This is a genomic window from Acidovorax sp. KPB24-07, from assembly GCF_057543315.1.
The window spans coordinates 44669-69091 of the sequence record NZ_BAAJYS010000005.1; the positions used below are offsets into that span (position 1 = coordinate 44669).

Below are 24423 nucleotides of genomic sequence, written 5' to 3' on the forward strand. Positions count from 1 at the left end.
GCGACAAGGAGCCTCCGATGAAACACTCATACACCGCCCGGTCAGGATTGGCCTGCCTGCTATGTTGCAGTGCGTGGCCGGTTCTGGCCCAGTCCCCGTTGACCGTGGTGGAGGACCATGGCGGCGCTTCGGCACTGCCCTACTACGAAGCATTGAGCCCGCCGCCCAAACAGCAGGCTTCGCCATCACCATCCAGCGCGGCCGTGCCCGCCGCACCGGCCCGGCTGTTTTCCGAAGCGGACATGCTGCCGGTGCGTTCGCAGCGCCTGTCGCCGGGCACCGAGCCACGCCGTGTGATCCAGGCGCCAGGGCTCATGCCGATGTTCGTGATCGGCGACGACGACCGCTCGCGGGCCTGGCTGGCCGAACGCGGCGCAACCCTGCGCGAGATGAATGCGACGGGTCTGGTGGTCAACGTCGAATCGGCGTGGGCCCTGGCCGCTTTGCGTCGGGAGGCCCAAGGTCTGACGCTTTCCCCAGTGTCCGGGGACGATCTTGCCGGGCGTCTCGGCCTGCGCCACTATCCCGTGCTGATCACCGCGACCGGCATCGAGCAGTGAGTCCGTCGCCATGGCCCAGCCCCATGCGGTGGAAGTCCTGCTCCGGCCCGCCGTGGAGCTCTACACCGTCGCGGTCTGCGCGGGAGCCGCGCTGCTGTGCGCGATGGCCCCCTGGGCGCTGGCGCTGAGCCCGCGGCTGGGCGCTGGTTCCGCGATGGCCTTTCTCGCCTTCGGGGCGATCCGCCTGCGCGACGCTCTGGCGATCCTGCGCTACCGCCGCAACATCCGCCGCCTTCCCCGCTACGTCATGACCAGCCGTGCGGTTCCGGTGAGTTCGCAGCGGCTCTTCATCGGCCGGGGGTTTCGCTGGGACCAGCGGCACACCCACCGCCTGATGCAGACCTACCGGCCGGAGTTTCGCCGCTACGTCGAGCCCACGGCCCTGTACCGCTTGGGCCGGCGTGCGGAGGCGCGCCTGGAATTCGCGCCGTTTCCGCTGTCGGCCATCGGACGCCTGACCGCATGGGATCACCCGCTCAATCCCGCGCGCCCGTTGCCGCCCGTGGGCGGCATGCCGCGCTTGCACGGGATCGAGCCGCAGGAAACCGACGTGACCCTGCCCCTGGGTGAACGGGTCGGCCATTCGCTGGTGCTGGGCACCACGCGGGTCGGCAAGACGCGCCTGGCCGAACTGTTCATCACGCAGGACATTCGCCGGCGCAATGCCCACGGAGATTTCGAGGTCGTCATCGTCTTCGATCCCAAGGGCGATGCCGATCTGCTCAAGCGCATGTACGTCGAGGCGAAACGCGCAGGCCGCGAGGGCGAGTTCTATGTGTTCCATCTCGGCTGGCCCGACATCAGCGCACGCTACAACGCCGTGGGCCGCTTCGGGCGGATCTCGGAGGTCGCCACCCGCATCGCCGGGCAGTTGTCCGGCGAGGGCAACAGCGCTGCCTTCCGCGAATTCGCCTGGCGGTTCGTCAACATCATCGCGCGTGCGCTGGTGGAACTGGGCCAGCGCCCCGACTACCTGCTGATCCAGCGGCATGTCGTGAACATCGATGCGCTGTTCATCGAGTATGCCCAGCACTACTTCGCCCGGAACGAGCCGAAGGCCTGGGAAATCATCGTCCAGCTCGAAGCGAAGTTGAACGAAAAGAACATTCCCCGCAACATGATCGGTCGGGAAAAACGTGTCGTAGCGCTGGAGCAGTACCTGTCCCAGGTGCGGACCTACGACCCGGTACTCGACGGCCTGCGCAGCGCCGTGCGCTACGACCGCACGTATTTCGACAAGATCGTGGCAAGCCTGCTGCCGCTGCTGGAAAAACTCACCACCGGCAAGATCGCGCAGTTGCTGGCCCCGAACTATTCGGACCTGGCGGACCCGCGGCCGATCTTCGACTGGATGCAGATCATCCGAAAGCGCGCGGTGGTCTATGTGGGCCTGGACGCACTGTCCGATGCGGAGGTCGCCGCCGCCGTCGGCAATTCGATGTTCTCCGACCTGGTGTCGGTCGCAGGGCATCTGTACAAGTTCGGCGTGGACGATGGACTGCCCGGTGCATCCGCGAACGCGAAGATTCCGATCAACGTGCATGCGGACGAGTTCAACGAACTCATGGGCGACGAGTTCATCCCGATGGTCAACAAGGGTGGTGGTGCGGGCATCCAGGTCACCGCCTACACGCAGACGCTCTCCGACATCGAGGCACGCATCGGCAACCGTGCCAAGGCCGGCCAGGTGGTGGGCAACTTCAACAACCTGTTCATGCTGCGGGTGCGCGAGACGGCCACCGCCGAACTGCTCACGAAGCAGTTGCCCAAGGTGGAGGTTTACGCCACGTCCGTCATGAGCGGTGCCACGGACAGCTCAGACATCCATGGCAAGACGGCGTTCACCAGCAACACGCAGGACCGTATCACCACCTCCAGCGTGCCGCTGATCGAGCCGGCGCATGTGGTTGGTCTCCCCAAGGGCCAGGCTTTTGCGTTGCTGGAAGGGGGCAATCTCTGGAAGATCCGGATGCCGTTGCCAGAGCCTGATCCCGACGAAGCGATGCCCAATGACCTCCAGCAACTGGCCGGATACATGCGCCAGCACTACGTGGAGGCCGGCGACTGGTGGGAACACCAGGGATTTGCAGGATTGCAGGACACCCCCCTGCCCGCCGATCTGCTGGACGGTTTTCGCCACATGGCCGCGGACGAGGCACAAGAGAGCGTGGCGGCACCATGAGCGATCCGGCCGCGACCGCCCGGCGCCAGCAGGACCAGCAGCAAGGGTTGGTCGCCCAGGTCATCACGCTGCCGTTTCGCTTCGTCGGGGTCCTCTGCGGCTCGCTGTTGCTGTGCATCGCCATCGAATGCGTGGGCATGCACCTGTTCTGGCCGGAAGAAGGCTGGCGGCACGCATCGAACATGCTGAACGACGAACTGGCCCAGTTGTCGGGGCATTTCACGCGCAGCGCGCTGGTAGAGGAACCGGGGCGCACGGGCCGATGGCTGGTCGAGCAAGGGTACGAGTGGACCTTCGTGCGAAGCGGTTTGGTGGACTGGATGCGCGATGCGTCGGCGCAGGCCAGCGCGCCCAGCCGTGGCAACCATCGGGATTTCCGCTTCTACATCAGCCAGGTGTATGTCTGGACGGAGCGCTATTTGATTGCCAGCGGTTTCATGCTGCTGGTGTTCATCGTCCGACTGCTCGTCCTGGTGCTCAGCCTGCCGCTCTTTCTGATGGCGGCCTTCGTCGGGGTGGTAGATGGATTGGTGCGCCGGGATATCCGGCGCTTCGGTGCAGGGCGGGAGTCCGGTTTCGTCTATCACCGGGCGAAGGCTGCTGTGATGCCGCTCGCCGTATGGCCTTGGGTGGTCTATCTGGCCTTGCCCGTGAGCGTCAGCCCGCTGCTGATCCTGCTGCCCAGCGCGATGCTGTTGGGGTTGGCGGTAAACATCGCGGTGGGCAGCTTCAAGAAATATCTATAGAACCTGCTGGCGGCGTAACGACATCGATTTTTTCGGTGGCGGCTTACGACACGCCAATCAAACGTTCGCCAAGAAGTTCTTATAAGGACTCGTATCAACGGACAAATTCGACGCAGCAGCCACCACTTCCCTGTGATCAATTTTGGCGCGACGCCGATCATATATCTGCGAATTTTTGTCGATTTCTTTCAAAAGCGCTGTCATCCTGGCTGCATCAACCTTGCCAAGAATTGGCGCGATGAAGCGCCCAAACCGTTTGTCCGCATCATCATAATTGACGCAAGCGCCATAGTTTTTTATCGCTATTTCGCATGCAGTTTGCAGCACACCTTCGTTTGCCGATTCATCCAGAAGCAGTGCCCAGCTTTTTTTCGCTGGCATCATCGAATGCATCGGCGGTTTCTGAATGCAATGCGGCAAGATGCGCAGCGAAGCTCGGGTGCTGAAACCAAGACTTGATTCTGAGGTTGATGTCTCCCGCAGCCTGCCCTTGCAGGAGAATATGGGCTGCAGAATTAAGTGATCCATAGAGCGACTGATGCTCCGCCAGGAAATGGATCAACGCTTCGAGCAGTTCTGGATCTGGTCCAACATTGCTGAAATAAATCCGATCGCCGTCCATCGCCGCGCGGAACATGGTGGGATTACGCTCGTAAATTACACCCAGCGCCACAACGTTGATATCACGGTGTGTATCAGTCTCAATATTTCTGAGTTTGAAGCAGAATTTCCAGAGTGACCGAAACAATTCCAGCTCCACTGCCCCGGGCATGTTCGGGAAGTAACGGGCCTCCAAATAGGACTTGAGCTTGCCGGTTGAAATCAGAAGCGCCTTGTTGGTGGCAATATCCGCCACCAAAGCGGGTACTATTTTCTTAGAAAACAACGGCGGTTTGAGAAGCACTGCTTCCAGCGCGGTGCGAATGTTGGCACGCGCTGTCTCCTTGCTCGGCTGAAACAAAAGGTCGCTTCCAGTAAGAACAGGATGCGCCGATAGGTGGCGGAGTTTCTGTAGTCCTTGCAACTGAATATGCTCGGCCGCTTCCAGCAACTTGGTGCGCGAAACGACCTCATTCAGGAGATAGAGCTCCCACTCCGGATTGGACGGATTATCAAGCTGCTTTTTTTTCAACGTCCTTCAGCAGCTTGTCCGCTTGCACATCACCATGCATGTCACGCAAGTTTTGCAATTTATAGACAAGATCGCAGACGACTACGGTCCAAAGCATCACGATGCTGCTGCGATAGCAGCCTGTGGCAAAGCATCGGACAACTTCCTCGAAATTGTTCTGAGATCGTTTTTCGACGATACGTTCTGCGGCTAAATCAATTGAGAAACTTGGCATTGGCAATCCATATCAACGGTATCAGTTAATGGGACCATTCAGCGCTTCTTTGAAGAAACCGACCATCCCAGGCTTGGACGAAAAACCATCGCCTCTTCTATTCTCTGCCGAGTTGGCAGATAGTGGTCTGCTCTACATCGACGAGTTTTTTACATCTACCCAATGCGAGAAATTTCTTTACACGGGCCAGCGATAAAAGTCGGTCAAGGCTCAAGATTTTGATCGGCGAACTGCATCGTCAAGACCGATCGTTCGCAAGTTTTGCCGCATCAAGTTGTCGTTTGGCCTGTCGTGTGTATTCCCTCAGAGCTTGCTCGACAGACCGCTCACGAGTTTTACTCCGTCCAGCCGTCGTTTGGCCTGCAGCGTGTATTCCCTCAGCGCTTGCTCGACGGCAACCGGGTCGCGCGGGTCGATGCCGTCAACTGTCAGCGATACTGCGGCATGGATTTCAGGGTAACTGTGGGCGAAAACCTCGGCAGCGTCTACCTGCTTGTCCGGCAACCCGAGTTGGGCTCGCACCCCATTCATTCCCTTGGCCAGCACCGCAGGCGGGTTCGAGCCTTCGGTGCGAAAGAAATGAAGGGCTAAATCGATCAGGGCTTTCTTTGCCTCTTCCTGAGATAAGCCAGGGGCTGCCCAGGAGCTTTCGGCTTTCTGCGCGCCATATCGCATGGCAATGGCCACATCTGACGATGAGCCCGAGGTCCCGGTCATGACAGGCACCCCAAGCGCGTCTCTCAAGTGCGTGCCGGTGTCATGCGATAGATCGGCTCCATTCAATGTTTTCGTGGGATGAGTCCCAGAGCGAGTGGCATCGTGGCGATTTTCAGCACGGAAAGTTACGCGGTCTTGAAGTTTCAAACGGCCCGCTAACAGTTGGCCCTCCTGTGCCGTTTCAAATCCTGTTTGAGCTTGTGCCCATGTGAATGGGCCGGATTCACCCTTGAGCATCATTGCGAATGCCGCACTGGACGCAGGCGAGGGCGTCCACGCTTTAGGACGCTTGTAAGGGGAGTCGTCGGAGGGAGCGATGTGACCTTGGGCTTCGTCCCCGAGCCGCTGACGATCTCTGCTCTCCAGCGCTTCTTCCGACTCCCAAAGCCCGCGTTCCAAATGACAAAGCCATGCCGACTGCTGAGCAGCAGGAGTTGCGGGGTCTTTCAGGGCGAGGCTAGCGGTATCAATCAATGCCTTCTCCGCTCCGATGTTCGCGAGATAGACCTCTGCCCTGCGATGCAAGTGGGAAATGGAGTAATATCGGTTGTTCGACAATGACCGAGAGAGAAACTGACGAATGGCAGATGGCGTTTGTTCAGTCACGACATAAGGCGATCTGTTTATCGTGGCGCTGCTGAACGTGTCATTAACGGGGCTAGGCGAAGCTATGGCAACACCCATTTTCACCTCTGGCATTGGTATTCTGGGTGCCATAGTGCTGCTTGAACTGGAACGACCTACAACATCGATATGCGAGCTGTGCAGCACGCGGGATTGGGGTGATTGCGGATCACTCGACTGCTCATTCGATCGAGATTTGCTAAAGTTACTCAGCAAGGTCGAATTACTGCTGAGCAATGGTATTGGAGGTTTCATGATAAAGGCTTGGAGAATTAAAGCCTTGAAAGAAAATGACTTCTCGTAGGTAGATGTTGCATTTTAGATGAAAGAAAAAGTTCCAAGCCAGTTAATATTTCGCTGGCTTTGAAATCTCGCAAACTCAAGGCACGTATGGCACTTCCCTCCTCCTGGAATTCATAAGTACAAAGCGATATCCCTTTGCGGAGATTTGAAGTAATATCGGCCAACACCGCCTCTCGCATTTCCTTGGAGATCAGCTTCAGGCTTTCTAGGCTAGATGCCAAGTCTTGCACCTGCCCGGATTCGGTCCATGACACTTGACGCTTCAGGAAATCGATTAGATTTTTCCCTTCTGGCCCTTCTTGTTCCAAATCTCTCGCAAGGGCTGCCATTTCTAAATTGAACTCCAACAAGGTGGCGATTGCCACGCTTGGAGAATTTCCGACTTCCAGTGCCCGGGCATCCCAAACCTCTAATTTGGCGCAATATTCATTGTGTCTTAAAATAGATTCAGGTTGCTTTGACTGAAAAATCTGCATGTTTTGCACCAATTCTTCAATGGAGTGCGAAAAATCAGAATTCTGACGGTGTGGGTCCGTTTTAATGTATTTTTTGACTTTTCGCTCCAGCATTTCTAACTTCTGGGAATGACTCATCGAAGCGCTTTTTCGCGCATATTCGGCATCGAAACCTTCGTTAGACTTGAAAGAATGCACATCACCAAATCCCGGTCTCTTTGAAATCTGTCCGAATAGGGAGGGAGGGGTTCTGTTTTCGGGCATGGAGACAATGGACGGAAGCCCTTTCCACTTTGGCCGATCAGGCTTTTTCATCAGAGAAATCGTGTTGGCCTTTGCCCCAGATACGATTGCCGAAGCAGGGGTCATGACTATATCGCGGCCAGTGATCCGGTTTGTCAGTGTGTCCACTTCACGTTTTGCTGGTGTTTTGCCAGAGGCTCCAAACTCTTTAGTCGCTTCGTTATCTTTATAAAATCTGAGCGTACGTATCAGCGCTGGATGACCCTCTGCAAATCTTTGCGCGATATTCCCATCTTGCCGCGGAGCGAATGCTGATTGTTCGATATATTTGTGAATGTCATTGCCCTGTATTTTCGCTTTCCTTGCGTGCTCCCATAATTTGGCAATTTGCTGGACTTGGATTTTCTTTTCTTGAACCTGTGTTATTTTTCTTAGAGCTTGCGATGTTAAATTTCCGACAGTGCCTTGATGCTCATAGGTGGATGGGCCGGTTCTTGCTCGAAGGGTGTGGTGTGAAATTTCCTTTCTTTCTGGTAGGTCAGATTTTTTGTCGCCAAGAGATGTGATGCTCGATGAAAAAGATGGGTGTAAGGCGGGCGTGTTGATTTTTGGCAATGAGAATTCTCCGTTTCAATGACAATCTGAAAATTAAAGCGCCGGTTCTTTTCCCGCAGGAAGGGGATGACGAAATCCGCCTTGGCGGTTTGCTCTGCGATACGGGCCATGAGCGCTGCGGTTTCTACGCGGCATTGCTAACCGATCTGCGGTACGGAAGACGCAAGGAAGGCCCGATTGGCTTGCGTCTTTTTTTTTGGGCGATTACCTCGATGACGCCGGAATGCAATCCGAGATTGCTCCTGAGTTTGTCGAGTCCTTGCCGAGACGGGGTGGGATGTCGCGAGAAATAGGTTCCTTTGGTTCGTTTGATGGCCGTCAGTCCGCTGCGAATACGCAATACACGAAGGCAAGTGGACTGACTGTGTTGGGAAACAAACGATATTCCAAGCTGTGGAAATCTTGATCGAAGGCAGGCGAATTCACATCAGGATTTGCGAAGCCCGACCGCTTGCGGGGGGGAACAGGCGGTATCGCCCAGGTATCGACAGAAACGTATGTCTGTCGTCGCACAAGAAAGTGGTGACGGCACATTCCCGATAGATCGCGGACTTTTCACGCGCCAGTCCGCAGCATCCAGCCATTCGCATCAGACGGGATGGCACGATGGATCGAACCCACAGATCGACGCTGGCATGGCGACCCGCTTTCGCTGCGGCCCTGTTCGCCTGCTTGCTGTTCACGGGACATCAGGCCGCTGCAGCCGATGACGCGGAGATCGAGCGCGAGCGCCTCGCCGCCATCGTTCGCCAGTTGGACCTGATCGATCGCCTCGTCGGTCAATCCGCCACCGCCGCGCCCGGCGTTCCTGCCCGATACCACTTCGACTACCCGCGCCTGAATGCCGATCTGCGGCGCGTGCGCGCCGGCATCCGCGATTACCTCAGCCCGCAGCGCGCCCAGCCGCGCGACCCGGCTGCTCTCTCCGGCGACTACCGCCAGGACGCCGGGCAGGAGCGCGAGCGATGACGGCCCAGCAACTGTCCGCATTCCAGGCCAATGGGGGCTTCGATGCCTCCGCATCCCTCGGCCTGCTGGTCGGGGCCGTGTTCGCCATCCTGCTGCTGTGGGGCGTGTGGGCATTGCGCACGGCCTATGTCGGCTGGTCGGAGCAACGAATTTCCCAGCGTCAGTTCCTCGGTGTCGCGATGCGTTTCGTCGCGATGTACCTCGTGCTGACTTTCTTCCTTCTCTCTTGACGCAAAGGCAGGACACCATGCATCCGGTCCCCTCCCATCGTTCCTTCCTCCGCTGGCCCGTGCGCCTTTCGGCGCGGGCCAGTATTCCCGCGTTGCTGCTGTCCTCACTCGCGCAGGCCCAGGGGTTGCCCACGCTGGAGGACCCCACCCGCGGCGCGGGCAGCGGCATCATGGAAACGCTGCGCAACTACGCCTACGACATCGTGATGCTGGTGGCGCTGCTCGTCGTCGCCTCCATGTTCATCGGTGTCTGCTACCACGCCTACGGCACCTACGCCGAGATCCACAACGGCCGCAAGACCTGGGGCCAGTTCGGATTGAGCGTGGCGGTCGGTGCGGTGCTTTTGGTCGTCGGTATCTGGCTGCTCACCAAGGCCACCGGGATTCTGTGAGGGCATGGGCATGGCCGAGCACGATGTCCGGCCCGATGGCACGGTCGCATTCCTTCCGCACCGGCTCAACCGCCATCCCGTGGTGGTCCGGGGCCTCACGGCGGACGAGCTATGGGTCTGCGCCGGACTGTCGGGCGCGGCGGGGTTTGCGATGGGGGTGCCGCTGGCCCTCCTCGCCGCCTCGATCGCCGTCGTGCCCACCGCCATCGTGCTGGGCATCGCGGTCGGCGTGTTCGTCGGCGGCGGTGTCCTGCGTCGTCACAAGCGCGGTCGGCCCGATACCTGGCTGTACCGGCAGATGCAGTGGTGGATCGCACGCCACCAGCCGGCGCTGGCCTGGCTGTTCGGGGGAGATGGCCTGGTGATCCGCTCGGGCTGGTGGTGCACCCGGAGGACCACGACGTGAGCCGGTTCAAGAACGAAATCACGCAGTTGCGCGCACACATCCAGACCCTGCGCCTGGGCGCTGGCGCGCTGCTGCTCATCGCCTTGGTGATGGGCGCGGGCTGGTGGAGCTCGCCGCGCAACCTGACCATCCATGTGCCACCGGACCTCCGGTCGGGCAGCACCCGCAAATGGTGGGAGGTTCCACCGGAGAGCGTGTACGCGTTCACGTTCTACATCTGGCAGCAGCTCCAGCGCTGGCCGACCAATGGCGACGAGGACTATGCGCGCAATATCCGTGCGCTGTCGCCCTACCTCACGCCGGCCTGCCAGGACTTCCTTTTGCACGACTACGAACTGCGCCGCGCGGCGGGCGAGTTGCGCCAGCGCGTGCGCGGCATCTACGAGATTCCGGGGCGCGGCTATGGCAGCGATCCCGCGCTGCGCGTCAAAACCATGTCCGAACGGGACTGGCTCGTCACGCTGGATGTGACGGCCGACGAGTATTTCGGAGCGGAACAGGTCAAGCGCGCGCTGGTGCGCTACCCGCTCAAGGTCGCGCGCTCGGACATCGATCCCGAACGCAACCCGTTCGGGCTGGCGCTGGATTGCTACAGCACACCGCCACAACGCATCGCCACGCCCGAACCTGCGCCCGCCCCTGGCCGGCCCTCGGGGGTGCTCGGTGGCGCCTTGGGAGAGACACCATGAGACACAACCGTTGGTCCATCGGCCTGCTGCTGACCGCGGCCTATCTGGCCGCCCCGGCACAAGCGCTGGAAATCATGCGCTGGGAGCGGCTTCCCCTGGCGGTGCCGCTGCATGTCGATCAGGAGCGTGTCGTCTTCATCGACCGCAACATCCGCGTAGGCGTGCCGGCATCGCTGGAAGGACGGTTGCGGGTGCAAAGCGCGGGCGGCGCGATCTATCTGCGTGCCAGCGAACCGATCGAGCCCACCCGGCTGCAATTGCAGGACGCCGATACCGGCGCACTCATACTGCTGGATGTCGCCGCCGAAACGGCCGGGGTTGGCCAGCCGGCCTTGGAGCCGGTCCGCATCGTCGAGGCCGATGCCGCCGCCGTGCGCTACGGCGATGCAAAACCTGCGGCAACCATCGAGGATGCCGCCGAAGGGCCGGGATCATCGCCCCGCACGCCGCGCGAGACGCCGATCCCCGTCGTTCTGACCCGGTACGCCGCGCAGAACCTCTATGCCCCCTTGCGCACCGTCGAGCCCTTGAGCGGTATCACGCGCGTGAACCTCCCGCGCCACCTGGCGCTGGAGACCCTCTTGCCGACCGTCCCGGTGCGGGCGCGGGCCCTGGCGGCCTGGCGGCTCGATGACCTGTGGGTCACGGCGGTGCAACTGAGCAATGGCTCCCCGGGCACGTTCAGCCTGGACCCGCGGGACTTGGTGGGCGACTTCGTGACGGCCACCTTTCAGCACGGGACATTGGGGCCCGCCGGCCAGCCGGACGACACCTCGGTCGTCTATCTGGTGACGAAGGGGCATGGCCTCGCGCAATCGCTGCTGCCCGCCATCGGCCGGATCGATGCCGCCGCCAACCTTCCGAAACCGGCCCAGCGCCCGCAGGGAGCCTCCCATGAAAAGTAATGGCCTGCTCAAGTGGTTGATGGTCCCGCTGGCGCTGGTGCTGGTGTTCGCGGGCATCCAGCTGTTCTCCGGCGGCAGCGCGTCGTCGCCCCGCCCGCCCGGCACCCGGCTGACCGCCGAGGAGGCCAAGACCCTGGGCATCGATGCCGACACGCCGCGCGACACCGTGGCGACCCTGGTCGGCCAGGTCAAGCAGTTGCGGACCGAACTGCAGGGTGCCCTGGCGGACAACAAGACCCAGCAGGCCGAGAACGAGCGGCTGCGCCAGCGCGAAGGCGCGATCGACCGGCGCATCCAGAGCGCGCTGGACGCCGAGCGCAACCAGTTGCGCACCGACCGCGATCAGGTCGCGGGCGAGCGCCAGCAGGCGCAAGGCCTGCTGCAGGAGGTGCAGCGCCAGATCGAGGGGCTGGCCGGAAAAAGCGGCGATGCCGACCTTCCAGTGGGTCTCGGACTGGAGCCGGATGCCAAGGGCGCGCCCGGCGCGCAAGGCATGCGCTGGATCGAACCCGACGATGCGCGCCGCGACAAAAAGAGCGGTGTGTCCGATCAAAATTTCAGTTTCCCCACCCGGTTCGGGATGGACAAGGCCAACGGGGCGTCCGCCGATCACACCACGGACGTTAGCGGACAGGCGCCAGAAGTCTCCGCCGCCAAGCCGGTCTATACCGTGCCGACCAACGCCACCCTGATGGGCTCCATCGCGATGACCGCGTTGATCGGGCGTGTGCCGGTGGATGGCACCGTCAACGACCCCTATCCGTTCAAGGTGCTGATCGGGCCGGACAACCTGACGGCCAACGGCATCGACATTCCCGACGTCGCAGGGGCCGTGGTGAGCGGCACGGCCTCCGGCGATTGGACCCTTTCATGCGTGCGCGGCCAGATCCGCTCGGTCACCTTCGTCTTCGCCGATGGCACCATCCGCACCGTGCCGCAGGATCGCGGGCGCGGGTCCGGCAATGGGCAGCAGAGCGGCACGGGTGAAGACAATGGCGATACCGACAGCGGTGGGACGCGGGAAGGCCTGGGCTGGATCAGCGATCCCTACGGCATCCCCTGCGTCAGCGGCGAACGGCGCAGCAATGCACAGCAGTATCTGGGGACGCAATCGCTCATCACCGCAGCGGGCGCCGGTGTCGCCTCCTTGATCAAATCCGACAATGGCAGTGTCGCGGTCGTCGCCAACAACAACGGCTCGCTGGGCACGGTCGGCATCTCCGGCAACGAGGCGATGGGCCGCATCCTCGCCGGCGGCGTGCAGGACATGTCGCAGTGGGTGAACAAGCTCTATGGCCAGGCCTTCGCCGCCGTCTATGTCCGGCCCGGCGCGAAGGTGGCCGTGCACCTCGAACAACCCCTCACCATCGACTACGACCCGAAGGGCCGCAAGGTCGATCATCGCCTCGGAGGAGCCTTGCATGCGCAGGACCTGGATTAACGGCATGGCGGCGCTGTTCGCCGCCCTCGCGCTGGCGGGCTGCTCGACCAGCAAGGAAAAACTCCTTCCCCACGACGACCAGACCATGCTCGACGTCTGGAACGCGGAAACCGGCGGCAGCGCGGGCGCAGGCCGACAGGCCGGGCCGTTGCTCGACGCCCGGCAGTCGCTGCGCCGCCCGCTCACCGAAGCGGACGTGAAGGCAGCGCCCGCGAGCCAGGCGAGTTACACCCGCACGGCACGCAACGAGATCGATCGGCAGTTCCACCGCCTGCCCAATCCCGACCTGGCGATGTACGTGTTCCCCCATCTGGCGGGCACCGATCCCGTGCCGATTCCGGGCTACACCACCGTGTTCCCGCTGTACCAGCGGGTGCAGTACGCGATGCCCGGAGAACGGACCGAGGACTACTGATGCGGTGGCCCTTCCAGCGCCACCGCAACGCCACACCCGACGCTGGCGCGGACGCGCCGCCGCCCTATGCCTGGGAGCGCCACGTCGCTGCGTTGGCGGCGCAAGGCATCGCCGAGCCGGGCAAGCCACGCGGCCGGGCAACGCGCCCTGCGACGGTCGCCGACGAGCAGGCGCTCTACGACGTGACCCCATCGTTTGCCGACATGCTGCCCTGGGCCGAGTACCTGCCCGACTCCCGATGCATGCTGCTGGAGGATGGCACCTCGGTGGCCGCGTTCTTCGAGCTGCAGCCGATCGGCACGGAAGGCCGCGAGGCCGACTGGCTGATGCAGGCGCGCGATGCCGTGGAAAACGCGCTTCAGGACAGTTTCGATGAACTCGACGAATCGCCGTGGGTGGTGCAGTTCTACGTGCAGGACGAGGCGGACTGGAACCACTACCTGCAGACCTTGGAGAACTACGTGCAGCCGCGTGCGCAGGGAACCGCGTTCAGCGCGTTCTACCTGCGGTTCCTGGCCCATCATCTGCGGGCGGTGGCCAAGCCGGGGGGCTTGTTCGAGGACCACACGGTCACGCGCCTGCCCTGGCGCGGGCAGACCCGCCGCGTGCGTCTCGTCGCCTATCGGCGTGTTCACCAGACCGCGGCCCGCAGGGGTCAGTCACCGGAGCAGGCGCTGAACGTGATCTGCGAGCGATTGGTCGGTGGCCTGTCCAATGCCGGCGTGCAATCGCGCCGCCTGGCCGCTGCGGACATCCATGCATGGCTGCTGCGCTGGTTCAACCCTTGCCCGCCCCTGCTGGGGCCGAGCGCCGAGGACCGCGAGCGCTTTTACCGCTTGGCGGCCTATCCCGAATCCACCGATCCCGGTGAGATCGAGATGGCGAGCGGCACGGATTTCGCGCAACGCCTCTTCTTCGGCCAGCCGCGATCGGATGCCGACAACGGTCTTTGGTATTTCGACGCAATGCCGCACCGGACCATCGTGCTGGACCGGCTTCGCCTGCCGCCTGCCACGGGCCACGTCACCGGGGAGACCCGCAAGGGCGGCGATGCCATCAACGCGCTGATGGACCAGATGCCTGAGGACACCGTGATGTGCCTGACGCTGGTCGTGACGCCGCAGGACATTCTGGAATCCCATCTCAACCAGATCGCCCGCAAGGCGGTCGGCGAGACGCTGGCGTCGGAGCAGACGCTCAAGGACGTGCGGCAGGCGCGCGGCCTGATCGGCAGCTCGCACAAGCTCTACCGCGCCTCCATGGCGTTTTACCTGCGAGGACGCGATGTGGCCGAACTCGACGCGCGCGGCGTGCACCTGGGCAACGTGTTGCTCAACGCGGGCCTGCAGCCGGTGCGCGAAGAGGACGAGGTGGCCCCGCTCAACAGCTATCTGCGCTGGCTGCCGTGCGTCTATGACCCGGCCAAGGATCAGCGCCAGTGGTACACGCAGCTGATGTTCGCACAGCACGCGGCGAACCTGGCACCCGTGTGGGGCCGCAGCCAGGGGACGGGCCACCCCGGCATCACCTTCTTCAATCGTGGCGGCGGGACCGTGACGTTCGATCCGTTGAATCGCCTGGATCGGCAGATGAACGCCCACCTGTTCCTGTTCGGGCCGACCGGCTCGGGCAAGAGCGCCACGCTGAACAACATCCTCAACCAGGTCACCGCGATCTACCGGCCACGGCTGTTCATCGTGGAAGCGGGCAACAGCTTCGGCCTGTTCGGCGACTTTTCCAAGCGGCTCGGGTTGACGGTGCATCGCGTCAAGCTGTCTCCGGGCTCGGGCGTGAGCCTGGCTCCGTTTGCCGATGCCTGGCGCCTGGTCGATACGCCCAGCCAGGTGCAGACCCTGGACGCCGATGCACTGGACGAGGACAGGGAAGAGCCAGACCACGCCGCCGATCACGACGAACAACGTGACGTCCTGGGCGAACTGGAGATCACTGCCCGCCTGATGATCACGGGGGGCGAAGACAAGGAGGAGGCCCGCATGACGCGCGCCGACCGCAGCCTGATCCGCCAATGCATTCTGGATGCGGCGCAGCGCTGTACCAGTGAGCGGCGCACCGTACTGACGCGAGACGTGCGCGATGCGCTGCGAGAGCGCAGCCGTGACAGCACCTTGCCGGAAAGCCGACGCTCGCGATTGCTGGAAATGGCCGATGCCATGGACATGTTCTGCCAGGGGGTCGATGGCGAAATGTTCGACCGGCCAGGCACGCCGTGGCCCGAGGCCGACATCACCATCGTGGACCTCGCCACCTTCGCCCGCGAAGGCTACAACGCTCAGCTGTCGATCGCCTACATCTCGCTCATCAACACGGTGAACAACATTGCCGAGCGCGACCAGTTCCTGGGTCGGCCGATCATCAACGTGACCGACGAGGGGCACGCCATCACAAAGAACCCGCTGCTGGCACCCTATGTGGTGAAGATCACCAAGATGTGGCGCAAGCTCGGCGCCTGGTACTGGCTGGCGACGCAAAACCTGGACGATTTGCCCAAGGCGGCGGAACCAATGCTCAACATGATCGAGTGGTGGATCTGCCTGTCCATGCCGCCCGACGAGGTGGAGAAGATCGCACGGTTTCGGGAGTTGAACGCCTCCCAGAAGGCCCTGATGCTGTCGGCGCGCAAGGAGGCGGGCAAGTTCACCGAGGGCGTGATCCTGTCCAAATCGATGGAACTGCTGTTCCGTGCCGTGCCGCCCAGCCTGTACCTCGCATTGGCGATGACCGAGCCGGAGGAAAAAGCCGAACGCTTCCAACTGATGCAGGAGTTCGGTATCAGCGAACTGGAGGCCGCCTTCAAAGTGGCTGAGAAGATCGACCGGGCGCGCGGGATCGAGCCCTTGGCGTTCAATGCCCTGGACTGAACTGGCGGACTGCATCCGTGCAGAGCAACGGGACAAGGCGCGCACCCTTGCGCGCCAGATCGGCCACCGCGATCCGGTCAATTGTGACAATTCATATCAAACTGGCGAAATAGTTACGTTTGGACGCATTTAGACAGGTCTGGTGCAAGGGAGAAATGGCTCGATATTCCATCTGACGGGATATGATCGCCGCCGTTTCAACGCCACCAGGCCCCATTGCGGGTCCGCATACCAATGACCCGCCGCGTCACGATCCAAACGCCCCTGGGAGAGCAATTGCAGTTCCGGCAGTTGCAGGGCAAGGAAGCCATCAGCCAACTGTTCTGTCTTGACCTGGATTTGCTGAGCGACAGCAAAAGCATCGACCCGAAGGCGCTGCTGGGCAAGAACGCCACGATCGTGGTGGAAACGCAGGGCGGGGGCCGGCGCTACCTGGACGGCATCGTCACCCGCTTCGGCATGCAGGGCGAGGACCACCGCTCCTACTCGTACCGTCTGCGCCTGCAGCCCTGGCTGTGGCTGGCCACCCGCAAGACCGATTTCAAGATATTCCAGAACAAGACCGCGCCGGAGATCGTCGAAGAGGTCTTGGGCAAATACGGCTACCCCCTGCAAAAGAGGCTCACCCGCAGCTACCGCAGCTGGGACTATTGCGTGCAATACGGCGAGAGCGATTGCGACTTCGTGTCCCGGCTGCTGGAGCACGAAGGGGCGTACTACTACTTCGAGCATGCCGCCGGCCAGCACACCCTGATCCTGGCGGACGACATCGTCGCCTCGCACAGCCCGCTACCGGGGGCGGCGGTCATCCCGTTCTATCCCCCGGAGAAGGCGGCGGTCGCCGACAAGGAGAACATCCATGCCTGGGAACTGCACCAGGCCATCCACTCCGGGCGGCACTACAACGACGACTACGACTTCCAGAAACCCCGTGCCGACCTGTCCAACATGCGCCAGACCCCGCCGGGCCACGCGCACGACGCCCACGAAGTCTACGAATGGCCGGGTGGCTACACCCAGTTCGGCGACGGCGAAGCCTATGCCCGAGTGCGTCTGCAATCGAGCCTCACCGGCCAAAGCACCGTCCGGGGCCAGTCGCGTCACCGGGCGCTCGCCCCCGGCTACACCTTCACGCTGGAGAACTACCCGCGGGAAGACCAGAACCAGCAGTACCTGCTGACCGGCCTCGAATACCACTTCAAGGAAAACCCCCAGGTCAGCGCCGCCGCGCCCGGCCCCAAGGGCACGCCGCAGGAAGAGGGGTCGTTCCAGAAATTCACCCTGCAAGCCCAACCCACCAGCCTGCCTTACACCCCTGAGCGCACCACGCGCAAGCCGCGCACCACCGGTCCGCAGACGGCGGTGGTGGTAGGCCCGCCCGGCGAAGAGATCTGGCCCGACCAGTACGGCCGCGTCAAGGTGCAGTTCCACTGGGACCGCATCGGGGCGATGAACGAGAACTCCAGTTGTTGGGTGCGTGTATCGAGTGGCTGGGCAGGGTCAGGCTTCGGGGCCATGTTCATCCCGCGCATCGGCCACGAGGTCATCGTGGATTTTTTGAATGGTGATCCGGACTACCCGATCATCACCGGCTGCGTCTACAACGCCGACAACATGCCGCCGTGGGCCCTGCCGGGCAACGCCACGCAATCGGGCATCAAGACCAAATCCAGCAAGGGCGGGGCCTTCGGCGACGGCCTGAAGAACGGCGCGGGCGATGCCAACGCTATCCGCTTCGAGGACAAGGCCGGGGCCGAGCAACTGTGGCTGCATGCGCAGAAGGACCAGCTCATCGAGGTCGAGAACGATGAAGACCACTGGGTGGGTCAGGACCGCCGCAAGACCATCGACCGGGACGAGACCAACGTCATCCACCGCGACCGGACGGAAACAGTGGACCGGAATGAGGACATCACGGTCCACAACAACCGCACCGAGCGGGTGGATCATGATGAGCGGATCAGCATCGGGGACAACCGCCGCGAGGACGTCGGTATCGACGAGACGGTGAGCATCGGCAAGAACCGGACAAAAACCATCGGTCGCAATGAGAAGGACAAGATCGGCAACAACTGGTCGATCAAGGTCGGCAAGTTCAAGACCGAAACCATCGGCATCGCCTCCATGCAGAACGTGGGCATCGGCCGCATGGAAAACGTGGGCGTGGTCTATAACCTCAATGTCGGGGCGATCATGGCCACCATCGTGGGCAAGAACCAAAGCACCATGGTGGGCAGCGACCAAGACATCAAGGTGGGCACCAATCAGACCACGGTGGTCGGCACCAAGTACAGCCTCAACGTAGGGGGTGGCGGCGGAGATGCCAGTGGGGGCGGTGGCGCGGGCCTGACCAAGAACGTGACCGCACCGTCCTCCTCGGGCGGTGGAGAAGGTGGCGGTGGTGGCGGCTCCAGCATCACCATGGATGCGGAGACGATTACGCTGAAAGTCGGTGCCAGTTCGATCACCCTCCAGGCCGACGGCACCATCACCGCCAACGGCAACAGCATCCGCCTCATCGGCTCCAGCGATGTGACCACCCTTTCCGGGGGCATCCATGAAAACTGATCCCCGCATGCTCCGAAATGCCTCATCCTTGGTCGCCTCGCCCACCGATTCCGCATGGTCCTTCCTGCCAGCGCAAGTCCTGCGAAAGGAGACAGATGGGACCGTGACCCTGCAGTACCGAGGGCAGGAACATCGTGCGGCACTGGCATCCCAGATGCCAGGGGTGATCGAAGGCCAATACGTACTCGCGGCCCTGCCTGCGGACCTTCCATCGGCGGTGCCAGGAGACGCGCCCTTGCCAGCGCTGATCGTCGCGGCCTGGCCCTGCCCTGGCGCGCCCGCCGCTGCGCCCTGGCAATTCGACCGGGCAACCGGGGCGCTGTCGCTGGAAGTGACCCAGCTCGAATTGAGCGCGGTCAGCAGCGTGCTGCTGCGCTGCGCCGATGCGCGCATGCAGTTCTCGCAGGATGGATCGGTCGAAATCCGGGGCCACCAGATCACATCGGCGGCGGTCGAAACCCATCGCGTCGAAGGCGGCTCCATCGAGTTGAACTGACCTTTCTGCGCCGCGCCGTGGCCGCCACTGCGTTCGCGGTGCGAGGCAGACCGTCATCGCGTGGCAGGACCGCTACCGCCCTTCCTTTACGGCCCATGATTTCTCGCATTCGACCTTCCACACCGCCGCCATTGCCCGGCATGCTGAACCGGCAGATGGGGATCGCCGTCCGAGCCTACGGCCGGCGCTCGGGCATGTTGCGCGGTGGGCATACGTTGCGCGCCTTGAAGGCCGTCGATCAGCGCCTGGACGCGCTCATCGCCGTCGGCCGCTACTACGGCGCCGCCTGCCTGGACGCGGCGGCGATTCTCGACGGCAAGGCCCAGCCCGAGGAAATCGCAGGTGCCGCGTTCGTGCGCGTTGCGCTGGCAGAGCAGCACCAAACCGATGTGGCGACGCGCCTGGACCTCATCGCCCGCCTGCATGCAGCGCAACCCGTCTGCGTTCGGGATGCCCTGTGGTTCTATGCCGCACCGGATACCTGCGGCCACCTTCTGGCGTCGGACGACGCCCAGCTGCTGGCCTGCGGCGTGGAACTGGCGGGACGGCTCGCATTGCCGGAGCACATTGCCGCAGTCCATGCGGCAGCGGTGCGCGGAGCGGACCCGGATGCGTGCCTGCTGGCCTGCGCGCGCATGGGGCAGGTGCCACCCCGGGCAGAAGAACAATGGAAGGCCGTGCTGCAGGGCCAGGACCTCGCCCGGCAGATCACCACGCTGCAGGCCCTGGGCGTGATGGGCGGGCACCGGCTGCAGCCTGAGCTGCGGCACTACATCGACCGCATCACCGCCGCAGACGGCCCCACCGAGCAATCGCACCCCATCGGCTGGGCCGCCGCGGCCGACGCCGCGCTCGCGCTGTGGGCCGCGCGCGAACCCGAAACGGCCCTGGGTGCCGTCCTGCAAGGGCTCCGGGTGCCCAACGACACGGCGCTGCGGGTCGCGGCCCTTGCGGGGCGCATCGAAGGGCTACTGCCGGTGCTCGATTTCATCGAACGGCAGGAGCGGCCCTTGGAGCCGGGCGAGCGCGACGTCCTGCGGCTGGTGTTCGGCCACGTGCCGGGCGAGCTGGTGAACTCCCAGGGCACCTCCGACGAGCGCCAACGCGCCTTGCGCGCCCTCGTCTGCAAAGTGTTCGCGGCCAACGGCTGCACGGGGCTGGAGCCGGACCAAATCACCCGATGGACAGATCCTGCACTCAAGGATCGACTCTGGGCGCTCGATGCCATCCGCATCCGCTCGGGCCAGCCGATCACGCAGACCCATCGCCTGACGCACGCCTTCGACGTCGGGCATGCGCTGCGCAGCTGGCTCTACGTGGAGCATGCCGCGGTCACCGACCGTCCGTTTACGCTGTCCCACGAAGACCTCGCCGCCCGGCAGATGGCCGCGGTGGAGACCGTGCAGTTGGTGGCCAGCCTGCAAGCCGATCCGCCATCGCCATGACGTGCCCGGTCCTCAACCACACGCCGTTTCGCACGCAGGTCTTTCCGCACCAGGACGCCGAGCGGCGCAACGCGGCTTTGCTGATCGTCAAGGGAACGTGGCAACTGGCTGAGGCGGCGGGCCTGCCGCCCCAACTTGCGGCAGCAAGGGACCAGGCCGCCATTTCGCGGGAGGGGGTGCGCCAGACGCTCGGCAGCCTGCCCCTGGAAGCGGCCCAGGCTGCTGCCATCGCAGCACGCCACCATGAACTCTGGACCTGCCTGGAGACCGAGTACGTGCCGCCCAAGCCCTGCTTCGATCTGATCGTGAACGGCTGGGCCGTTGCGCCGGACGGCTGCCCACGACCATGGATCGATGCCGCAGCGGACTACCTCGGCACCAGTGGATCGCGACGCCTGATCGAACTGCGCGCGTTCGCTCCACGCACCTGGCTGCCCGAACTTGGATTGATCGGCAGGCTGCGGGCCTCGAACGACGCCACCGCATTGCGCATCCCGCTCCTGCGCCCCTTTGCATTCGGCGGGCAGGAGAAAGACACGCAAACCGGCCAGGTGCATGCCTTCGAGCCCAACCCGGAGGGCATGGGCTGGTACCGCAGCGCCGCAGCCGCCAAAGGCGCACCGCTGCCGTGGATCGAACCGCTGGACCGAGCCATTACCGCCTGGGACGACACCCTCGACCCCATCGCCCTCGGCCATGTCCCGCCACACCACGTCCCGCGCCGCGACTTGCAGGGCACCTTCGGCGGCACCTGGCAAGCGACCCGCGCGCCCGAACTGCCCGAGGACTTCGACCCGCGCCACCACAACGCTGCGCCCGATGCCCTGCAGTTGCGCGAGGTGCCGCGACCGGGCCACACCCTGGCCCTGCATGGAATGTCGGAAGCGGGCCCGCTGTATTTCACGTGGCCGCAACTGACCCTGACCGTGCAGGCGGAGACCGCAGGCGGCACGCTGCTCCCGCCCCAGGAACTGCGTTGGGACACGCTGCTGGTGGACACCGCAACGCAGCGCGCCTCGCTGCTGTGGCGCGCCGTGATCGTGCCGCCCGCACTGGAGCGGATCGGCCTGGCGCACGTCGCGGCCCATGCCCGCGCCCCCCGCAACCCATCCCCCTTGCCCTGATCCATCGAGATGCCACCTCTTTCGACCGCAGCCGCCGCGCCTGGCGTTTGGCACATCGCACACGCTGGAGCCGTCACCTCGGCCGGCACCAGCGCCTGGCAGTCCGCCGCGTCCTGGGTGGGCCTGCAAAAACGGTTCCAGAAGGCAGCGCACCCCGGCGTCGGCCCGCATGCCATCACGACCGCACCGTGCCCGGAGATCACATCGGGCGCAGTGGGCATATCCCGCCTCGCCCGGCTGCTCGGTGCCGCCTTGGCCGACGTGGTGTCTTCGATGGCACAGCCGGGACACGATGCGGAGTGGGCCGCTCCCGCCCGTATGGCGCTGGCCCTGCCCGAGCGCATGAGCGACAGCGAAGGCACCGATCTTTGGCAGCAGGCCCTGGCCGAACTCGGGCGTTGGGCCGGCCCTGCGGCCAGCGCAACGCTCGGTGCCGTGCAGTGCCGCTTCGTTCGCGGCGGGCACACGGCAGGTTTTGCCGCACTGCAGGCCCTCGGCCCTTGCGATCCGGCATGCGGCACGGCGCTGCTGATGGCCGTGGACAGCCTGCTCGATACCGCGACCCTGCAAGCGGCCCATGCCCGCACTGCGTTGCTCACGGACCGCCATGCCGACGGCTGCATCGCCAGCGAAGCCGCCGCTGCCCTCTGGCTGCAGGCCGCTCCGGACACGCGGGACGCCACCGGCCGCGGGCTGGTGCTGCACCCGCCCGCGCTGGCAACGAATGCCACCGCGCATCGACTTCCCCAGCAGGCCCCGGAGCCCGAGGCGCTGCAACACGCCTTGCGCTCTGCCCTGGCCCATGCCCGCTGGCAAGCAGGCAACGTGGGCTACACCGTCTCGGATTTCGATGGGTCCACCTGGCGGGCGATGGCACAGATTCCCACCCGGGCCCGGATGGGGCCAGGATGGAACCCCATCGACTGGGAGCCCGCCGCCGTGATCGGCCAGGTCGGTGCCGCCACGGGCCCGGTGCATTGGGCCCTTGCCGCACAGCGCCTGCGCCACGATGCGCGACCGCCCAACTCCATCCTGTCGTGGGCGCTGGACGAGGGCACCGCAGCAGCGGCCGTGGCACTGGAACGCACCATCGGTACGGAGGCGCCCCCACACCGTCGTACCCCGGCGCACGGACATGACACGGGCGCGGTGGCAACGACCTATTCCGCGCGCTTTCTCCAGAACGAAAAAAACGGCTGACGGCCAAGGGAGGTAAACACCATGGGCACGCACATATTCAGCGGAGGCGAAGGCGCGATCACGCAGGTGGCCGACGGCTGGACGTTCGATCCTTGGACCTACGTCAAGCTCAAGCCCAGCGGCAAGCAGGGCACGGCCTGGCACCGCAACAACAGCAAGGCCATCCAGATCCCGCTGGGCACCATCCATGAACACGGCACCGACATGTCCAACCGCTACGGCGCCATGGACCAGGGCCAGCACGATCCCGCCAGCACCATCGTGGGCTGGTTCACCAATGTCCGTGACCGGGTGAACGAGCACGTCACCTACGTCAAGTCCGTGGTGCACGAAGGCGGCGAGATGGTGGTCAACGGCGTGATTACCCTCACCAATTCCATCCTGAGCCAGCTGGCGCCCGAGACCCAGCAATTGATTCACAACACCACCGACGTGCTGGGCGGCATGACCGCGGCTCACTTCACGGACGCCGCCAAGGAGGAGATCGAACAGGCCATGGAGTTGCTGCAGGACCCGTCCACCTACACCGGACTGGCCCTGTCGATGGCGGCGTCCGCGGCCCAGGGCATTCCCGTGATCGGGCAGGTGATGGGGGGCGCCGTGGTGGCTGACCGGGCGCTCGCGATGGGCGAGGCGGGCGTCGCCGCCGCGCAGGAACTCAAGGCCATGATGGACACCTGGAGTTCCCATATGACCGAGCCGCAGAAGGAGGCGGCGCGCAAGCAGTTTGCCCAATGGCTGCTGCACGGGGGCCTCGCGCTGCTGGCCGCCCTGGCGGGCAAGAAGTTCAAGACCAGCACCAAGAGCCAGGGCAAGAACGACACGCACGAGACCAAGGAACACAGCAACCGCCAGGATCCCAACGGCAAGGGCGGGTGCGAGTTGTGCGCCATCGGCGGGCCGGTCATCCTCTCCAGCGGCCAAAAACTCATGGACGAGACCGACTTCACCCTGCCCGGCCCCTCCCCCGAGTTGGCCCTGGTCTGGCGGCGGCGCTACCGCTCGGGTCTCGCCGAGGACGGCCCCTGGGGCCGCGGCTGGAGCCACCCGATGGCGCAGGAGCTGCGCCTGTCCGCCGACGGCATGGTGCTGCTGGACGAGGCGGGCCGCCATGTGCCGCTGCCCCACGTCGCCGTGGGCGGCGAGTGGTTCGATCCCTACGAGAAGTTCACCGTGCGCCACCCGGAGGACGGCCTGTGGGTCATCGCGCACAAGGGCGGACTGGAGCACCATTACCGCCAGCATGCCCCCGAGCAGTGGCGCCTGCCCCCTGGCACGCTTCAGGATGCGAACGGCAAATGCGGTGGCGCTGCACTGGGTGGCGGGTGACGCCGATGCAGGCACGGGCGAGGTGCTGACCTGGAGCGCACGGCAGGCCCACGAGCAGGCCATGGCAAAGGGTGCGGCCAGTGGCGCTGCGAGCGCAGGGGCGTTCTCGTCTCCCTTCGCACGACCGCGCCTCGTCGGCTGTCG

Annotated in this window: 24 protein-coding genes; 19 read left to right on the forward strand and 5 right to left on the reverse strand. The window is 63.8% G+C overall.

Features of this window, described 5'->3' with window-relative positions; genetic code table 11:
* Window positions 1–17: 17 nt before the first annotated feature.
* The 3 genes from AC27IQ_RS01685 to AC27IQ_RS01695 are packed head-to-tail and all read left to right on the forward strand — an operon-like array spanning window position 18 to window position 3488.
* Window positions 18–560, forward strand: coding sequence for an integrating conjugative element protein (locus tag AC27IQ_RS01685; RefSeq protein WP_487087728.1), 543 nt, complete (start codon window positions 18–20; stop codon window positions 558–560).
* Between the two features lie 10 nt (window positions 561–570).
* On the forward strand, window positions 571–2742 hold the full coding sequence (traD, locus tag AC27IQ_RS01690; RefSeq protein ID WP_487087730.1) for a type IV conjugative transfer system coupling protein TraD: 2172 nt from the start codon (window positions 571–573) through the stop codon (window positions 2740–2742).
* Window positions 2739–3488 (forward strand): TIGR03747 family integrating conjugative element membrane protein, encoded by a 750-nt coding sequence (locus AC27IQ_RS01695; RefSeq protein ID WP_487087732.1) that lies wholly within the window; start codon window positions 2739–2741, stop codon window positions 3486–3488. The genes traD and AC27IQ_RS01695 overlap by 4 nt, the downstream gene beginning before the upstream one ends.
* Window positions 3489–3545: 57 nt before the next feature.
* Here the strand turns inward: AC27IQ_RS01695 and AC27IQ_RS01700 are convergent, their stop codons facing one another.
* The 4 genes from AC27IQ_RS01700 to AC27IQ_RS01715 form a co-directional block, all read right to left on the reverse strand.
* A complete protein-coding gene (locus tag AC27IQ_RS01700; protein ID WP_487087734.1) occupies window positions 3546–3869 on the reverse strand; it encodes a hypothetical protein in 324 nt (107 codons plus the stop codon).
* Window positions 3832–4620, reverse strand: coding sequence for a hypothetical protein (locus AC27IQ_RS01705; RefSeq protein ID WP_487087736.1), 789 nt, complete (start codon window positions 4618–4620; stop codon window positions 3832–3834). Before AC27IQ_RS01705 ends, AC27IQ_RS01700 begins: the two co-directional genes overlap by 38 nt.
* Window positions 4601–4834, reverse strand: coding sequence for a hypothetical protein (locus AC27IQ_RS01710; RefSeq protein ID WP_487087738.1), 234 nt, complete (start codon window positions 4832–4834; stop codon window positions 4601–4603). The genes AC27IQ_RS01705 and AC27IQ_RS01710 overlap by 20 nt, the downstream gene beginning before the upstream one ends.
* Window positions 4835–5137: 303 nt before the next feature.
* The gene (locus tag AC27IQ_RS01715; RefSeq protein WP_487087740.1) at window positions 5138–6157 is read right to left on the reverse strand and encodes a secretion protein EspV; all 1020 of its coding nucleotides are present in this window, start codon (window positions 6155–6157) and stop codon (window positions 5138–5140) included.
* Window positions 6158–6179: 22 nt separating this feature from the next.
* Between AC27IQ_RS01715 and AC27IQ_RS01720 the strand changes: the two genes are divergently transcribed.
* Window positions 6180–6479, forward strand: coding sequence for a hypothetical protein (locus tag AC27IQ_RS01720; protein ID WP_487087742.1), 300 nt, complete (start codon window positions 6180–6182; stop codon window positions 6477–6479).
* Here AC27IQ_RS01720 and avrBs1 read toward each other — a convergent pair.
* Entirely contained in the window at window positions 6448–7791 is a 1344-nt protein-coding gene (gene avrBs1, locus AC27IQ_RS01725) for an AvrBs1/Avra family type III secretion system effector (protein WP_487087744.1), read from the reverse strand. The genes AC27IQ_RS01720 and avrBs1 overlap by 32 nt on opposite strands.
* Window positions 7792–8397: 606 nt before the next feature.
* Between avrBs1 and AC27IQ_RS01730 the strand changes: the two genes are divergently transcribed.
* The 15 genes from AC27IQ_RS01730 to AC27IQ_RS01800 all read left to right on the forward strand — a co-directional run bounded on the left by AC27IQ_RS01730 (window position 8398) and on the right by AC27IQ_RS01800 (window position 24279).
* Window positions 8398–8760 carry an integrative conjugative element protein, RAQPRD family gene (locus tag AC27IQ_RS01730; protein WP_487087746.1) on the forward strand — a complete coding sequence of 121 codons (363 nt, stop codon included), beginning with the start codon at window positions 8398–8400 and terminating at the stop codon, window positions 8758–8760.
* The gene (locus AC27IQ_RS01735; protein WP_272548406.1) at window positions 8757–8990 is read left to right on the forward strand and encodes a TIGR03758 family integrating conjugative element protein; all 234 of its coding nucleotides are present in this window, start codon (window positions 8757–8759) and stop codon (window positions 8988–8990) included. Before AC27IQ_RS01730 ends, AC27IQ_RS01735 begins: the two co-directional genes overlap by 4 nt.
* Before the next feature lie 17 nt (window positions 8991–9007).
* Window positions 9008–9382 carry a TIGR03745 family integrating conjugative element membrane protein gene (locus AC27IQ_RS01740; RefSeq protein ID WP_487087748.1) on the forward strand — a complete coding sequence of 125 codons (375 nt, stop codon included), beginning with the start codon at window positions 9008–9010 and terminating at the stop codon, window positions 9380–9382.
* Between the two features lie 10 nt (window positions 9383–9392).
* The gene (locus tag AC27IQ_RS01745; RefSeq protein ID WP_487087750.1) at window positions 9393–9788 is read left to right on the forward strand and encodes a TIGR03750 family conjugal transfer protein; all 396 of its coding nucleotides are present in this window, start codon (window positions 9393–9395) and stop codon (window positions 9786–9788) included.
* Window positions 9785–10477: a PFL_4703 family integrating conjugative element protein gene (locus tag AC27IQ_RS01750; RefSeq protein WP_487087752.1), complete on the forward strand. Its 693-nt coding sequence runs from the start codon at window positions 9785–9787 to the stop codon at window positions 10475–10477. Before AC27IQ_RS01745 ends, AC27IQ_RS01750 begins: the two co-directional genes overlap by 4 nt.
* Entirely contained in the window at window positions 10474–11382 is a 909-nt protein-coding gene (locus AC27IQ_RS01755) for a TIGR03749 family integrating conjugative element protein (protein WP_487087754.1), read from the forward strand. Before AC27IQ_RS01750 ends, AC27IQ_RS01755 begins: the two co-directional genes overlap by 4 nt.
* Window positions 11372–12823: a TIGR03752 family integrating conjugative element protein gene (locus tag AC27IQ_RS01760; RefSeq protein WP_487087756.1), complete on the forward strand. Its 1452-nt coding sequence runs from the start codon at window positions 11372–11374 to the stop codon at window positions 12821–12823. Before AC27IQ_RS01755 ends, AC27IQ_RS01760 begins: the two co-directional genes overlap by 11 nt.
* A complete protein-coding gene (locus AC27IQ_RS01765; RefSeq protein WP_487087758.1) occupies window positions 12804–13238 on the forward strand; it encodes a TIGR03751 family conjugal transfer lipoprotein in 435 nt (144 codons plus the stop codon). Before AC27IQ_RS01760 ends, AC27IQ_RS01765 begins: the two co-directional genes overlap by 20 nt.
* Entirely contained in the window at window positions 13238–16117 is a 2880-nt protein-coding gene (locus AC27IQ_RS01770) for a conjugative transfer ATPase (RefSeq protein WP_487087760.1), read from the forward strand. Before AC27IQ_RS01765 ends, AC27IQ_RS01770 begins: the two co-directional genes overlap by 1 nt.
* Window positions 16118–16351: 234 nt before the next feature.
* On the forward strand, window positions 16352–18685 hold the full coding sequence (locus tag AC27IQ_RS01775) for a type VI secretion system Vgr family protein (protein WP_487087762.1): 2334 nt from the start codon (window positions 16352–16354) through the stop codon (window positions 18683–18685).
* A gap of 103 nt (window positions 18686–18788) precedes the next feature.
* Window positions 18789–19181: a hypothetical protein gene (locus AC27IQ_RS01780; RefSeq protein WP_487087764.1), complete on the forward strand. Its 393-nt coding sequence runs from the start codon at window positions 18789–18791 to the stop codon at window positions 19179–19181.
* Between the two features lie 140 nt (window positions 19182–19321).
* Window positions 19322–20626 (forward strand): hypothetical protein, encoded by a 1305-nt coding sequence (locus AC27IQ_RS01785; RefSeq protein ID WP_487087766.1) that lies wholly within the window; start codon window positions 19322–19324, stop codon window positions 20624–20626.
* Window positions 20623–21750 (forward strand): DUF2169 family type VI secretion system accessory protein, encoded by a 1128-nt coding sequence (locus AC27IQ_RS01790; protein ID WP_487087768.1) that lies wholly within the window; start codon window positions 20623–20625, stop codon window positions 21748–21750. Before AC27IQ_RS01785 ends, AC27IQ_RS01790 begins: the two co-directional genes overlap by 4 nt.
* 9 nt (window positions 21751–21759) lie before the next feature.
* On the forward strand, window positions 21760–22950 hold the full coding sequence (locus AC27IQ_RS01795) for a hypothetical protein (RefSeq protein ID WP_487087770.1): 1191 nt from the start codon (window positions 21760–21762) through the stop codon (window positions 22948–22950).
* 21 nt (window positions 22951–22971) lie between these two features.
* Complete coding sequence (locus AC27IQ_RS01800) at window positions 22972–24279, forward strand: DUF6531 domain-containing protein (RefSeq protein WP_487087772.1); 1308 nt, start codon at window positions 22972–22974, stop codon at window positions 24277–24279.
* Window positions 24280–24423 lie beyond the last annotated feature (144 nt).

Excerpts from the sequence above, each read along its gene's own strand:
- AC27IQ_RS01740 (WP_487087748.1), top strand. The coding sequence starts at position 9,008 with ATGCATCCGGTCCCCTCCCATCGTTCCTTCCTCCGCTGGCCCGTGCGC.
- AC27IQ_RS01765 (WP_487087758.1), top strand. The coding sequence starts at position 12,804 with ATGCGCAGGACCTGGATTAACGGCATGGCGGCGCTGTTCGCCGCCCTC.
- AC27IQ_RS01710 (WP_487087738.1), bottom strand. The coding sequence starts at position 4,834 with ATGCCAAGTTTCTCAATTGATTTAGCCGCAGAACGTATCGTCGAAAAA.
- AC27IQ_RS01700 (WP_487087734.1), bottom strand. The coding sequence starts at position 3,869 with ATGCCAGCGAAAAAAAGCTGGGCACTGCTTCTGGATGAATCGGCAAAC.
- AC27IQ_RS01760 (WP_487087756.1), top strand. The coding sequence starts at position 11,372 with ATGAAAAGTAATGGCCTGCTCAAGTGGTTGATGGTCCCGCTGGCGCTG.
- traD (WP_487087730.1), top strand. The coding sequence starts at position 571 with ATGGCCCAGCCCCATGCGGTGGAAGTCCTGCTCCGGCCCGCCGTGGAG.
- AC27IQ_RS01790 (WP_487087768.1), top strand. The coding sequence starts at position 20,623 with ATGACGTGCCCGGTCCTCAACCACACGCCGTTTCGCACGCAGGTCTTT.
- AC27IQ_RS01775 (WP_487087762.1), top strand. The coding sequence starts at position 16,352 with ATGACCCGCCGCGTCACGATCCAAACGCCCCTGGGAGAGCAATTGCAG.
- AC27IQ_RS01785 (WP_487087766.1), top strand. The coding sequence starts at position 19,322 with ATGCTGAACCGGCAGATGGGGATCGCCGTCCGAGCCTACGGCCGGCGC.
- AC27IQ_RS01745 (WP_487087750.1), top strand. The coding sequence starts at position 9,393 with ATGGCCGAGCACGATGTCCGGCCCGATGGCACGGTCGCATTCCTTCCG.
- AC27IQ_RS01695 (WP_487087732.1), top strand. The coding sequence starts at position 2,739 with ATGAGCGATCCGGCCGCGACCGCCCGGCGCCAGCAGGACCAGCAGCAA.
- AC27IQ_RS01755 (WP_487087754.1), top strand. The coding sequence starts at position 10,474 with ATGAGACACAACCGTTGGTCCATCGGCCTGCTGCTGACCGCGGCCTAT.
- AC27IQ_RS01735 (WP_272548406.1), top strand. The coding sequence starts at position 8,757 with ATGACGGCCCAGCAACTGTCCGCATTCCAGGCCAATGGGGGCTTCGAT.
- AC27IQ_RS01800 (WP_487087772.1), top strand. The coding sequence starts at position 22,972 with ATGGGCACGCACATATTCAGCGGAGGCGAAGGCGCGATCACGCAGGTG.
- AC27IQ_RS01730 (WP_487087746.1), top strand. The coding sequence starts at position 8,398 with ATGGATCGAACCCACAGATCGACGCTGGCATGGCGACCCGCTTTCGCT.
- AC27IQ_RS01685 (WP_487087728.1), top strand. The coding sequence starts at position 18 with ATGAAACACTCATACACCGCCCGGTCAGGATTGGCCTGCCTGCTATGT.
- AC27IQ_RS01795 (WP_487087770.1), top strand. The coding sequence starts at position 21,760 with ATGCCACCTCTTTCGACCGCAGCCGCCGCGCCTGGCGTTTGGCACATC.
- AC27IQ_RS01770 (WP_487087760.1), top strand. The coding sequence starts at position 13,238 with ATGCGGTGGCCCTTCCAGCGCCACCGCAACGCCACACCCGACGCTGGC.